The sequence below is a fragment of the Nitrosophilus sp. genome (assembly GCF_982775275.1).
Genome location: NZ_CEXZHP010000224.1, coordinates 1 through 2,312, shown reverse-complemented (window position 1 = coordinate 2,312; position 2,312 = coordinate 1). Strand labels below are relative to the sequence as shown.

Here is a 2,312-nt window from a genome sequence, read left to right as displayed (position 1 = left end):
AGAAGTATTGTAACTATAAAAGCTAATTTGGTAGATGATTTTAATATAGATTGCATTGATAATAAAACTATTATCAATGCAATTAAAGCTATTTAGATGTGTCTCTTGTTTTTGAGATAAAAGAAGCTATTTTATAGCCATGATTTAAAGCTATTGCTATAGAACCTCCTGTTTCAGTAACAATATCTCCGGCGGCAAAGAGTCCGGGAATTTTTGTTTGAAAATTTTCATCTACTTCAACTCTATTTTTTTTAACTTCTATTCCGCATTTTTTCAAAAAATCCGTTGGTGTTGTTCCGCCTATTGCATAAATTATCCTATCATATACTTTACTGCTTCCATCTGTAAAGTTTACTTTAGGTTTTCCATGTTCACTCTCAAGTGATATAATGTCAATACCAAGTTTTAATTTTAATTTTCCTTTTTTTGCATAATCATCTACAATTTTTTCATTTTCAGGATTTAATCTTGTAAATTTTTCTCTTCTGTAATTTAATGTAACATCGTTAGTATCTGCTAAAAAATATGCATATTCTGCTGCAGAGTTTCCTCCGCCAACAACTAATATCTTTTCACCTTTTGAGCATTTGTCAAGATTAAAATTTACAAACTGTTTTATAGAAGGAGGTATTTTATAGCTTGGTTTATTTGGTTTACCCATTTTACCTATGGCAATAACAACATTTTTTGATCTATACTTTTTATTATTTGTTGTAGAAACCTCAAAAATATCATCTATTTTTTCTACTTTTTCAACTTCTGTGTTAAATAGAGTATCAATTTTGTGACGATCGAGCATTTTATCAAACAAATCCAAAGTTGTCTCTTTTGTTCCATCCATAAATATTATGCGGCCTTCACACTCAACCTTTTGTCCCATCCAGTCTTTATCTACTCTTTTATTGTCTTTATAAAATGTTCTAATTGTTGTAGAGTGGTTTTCGGCTTTTTCTATAAGCAAAATATCTTTAATTCCAAATATAAAACTCTCAATCGCAGTTGAGATTCCTGCCGGTCCAGCACCGATTATAGCTATATCATAAACCTTTTCCATTGTCTGCCTTTTATAAAAATTTCTTATATTATTTTATTATAAACCTTAAAAGCCTATAAAATATTTTTTTAATTACATAAAAAGCACAAAAAGAGTAAAATAAGCTATAAAAAAAGAGGTGGATTATGGAGGAGTTTTTAAGCAAAGCAAAAAAAAGTGCGGCAGTTTTATCAACAATAAGTGGAGAAAAAAAGAAAAAAGTTTTAAATGAGATGGCCGATGCTTTAGAGAGAAATTTAGATGTGATATTAGAGGCAAATGCAAAGGATATGGAAAATGCTGAAGATAATAATCTTACTTCAGCTCTAAAAGATAGATTGTTACTAAACAAAAAAAGAGTTTTGGATATGGCAAACTCTGTTAGAGAGATTGCAGCTTTAAAAGACCCCGTGGGAAGAGTATTAGATGGCTGGGTTTTAGATAATGGACTTAGAATTGAGAAAGTTTCTATTCCTATTGGAGTTATTGGAATCATTTACGAATCAAGGCCAAATGTTACAAGTGATACCGCAGCACTTTGTTTTAAAAGCTCAAATGTTTGTATCTTGAAAGGTGGGAAAGAGGCTCAAAACTCAAATGAGGCTATTGCTGCTATCTTAAGAGAAGTACTTGAAGAAAACAGTTTGCCAAAAGATATAATCTCTTTGCTTCCGGATTATAGTAGAGAAGGGGTTAGTAAACTTATAAAGATGGATAAATATGTTGATCTAATCATCCCGAGGGGAGGAGAGGCACTGATTCGTTATGTTAGCCAAAACGCTACGGTTCCAGTAGTAAAACACGATAAAGGGTTATGTCATACTTATATAGATAAAGATGCAGACTTTGAAAAAGCGATAAAAATAGCCGTAAACGCTAAAGTTCAAAGGCCCGGAGTTTGCAATGCGATGGAGACTTTACTCGTTGATTATGCTATAAAAGATGAGATGTTATTAAAGCTTTATGAAGCTTTTAAACCACACTTTACAACTCTTAAAGGGTGTGCTATAACAAGAGAGGTTATAAAAGTAGAAGAGGCCACTGAAGAGGATTTTCATACTGAGTATCTTGAAAATATTCTCTCAATTAAAGTGGTTGATGGAGTAGAAGAGGCGATTGAGCATATAAGAAAATATGGTTCAGGCCATAGCGAGGCGATTGTTACTGAAAATTACACAACTGCGCAAAAGTTTTTAAATGAAATTGATGCGGCTTGCGTATATGTTAACGCTTCTACAAGATTTACCGATGGGGGCGTTTTTGGTTTTGGAGCTGAAGT

At 32.2% G+C, this 2,312-nt stretch carries 2 protein-coding genes; one reads left to right on the top strand and one right to left on the bottom strand.

The window, feature by feature from the left end:
- Positions 1-88 precede the first annotated feature (88 nt).
- Complete coding sequence (locus tag AC30RD_RS08510) at positions 89-1,054, bottom strand: NAD(P)-binding domain-containing protein (protein WP_489494070.1); 966 nt, start codon at positions 1,052-1,054, stop codon at positions 89-91.
- 125 nt (positions 1,055-1,179) lie between these two features.
- Here AC30RD_RS08510 and AC30RD_RS08505 point away from each other — a divergent pair.
- A partial coding sequence (locus tag AC30RD_RS08505; RefSeq protein ID WP_489494069.1) for a glutamate-5-semialdehyde dehydrogenase occupies positions 1,180-2,312 on the top strand: 1,133 nt, incomplete at its 3' end.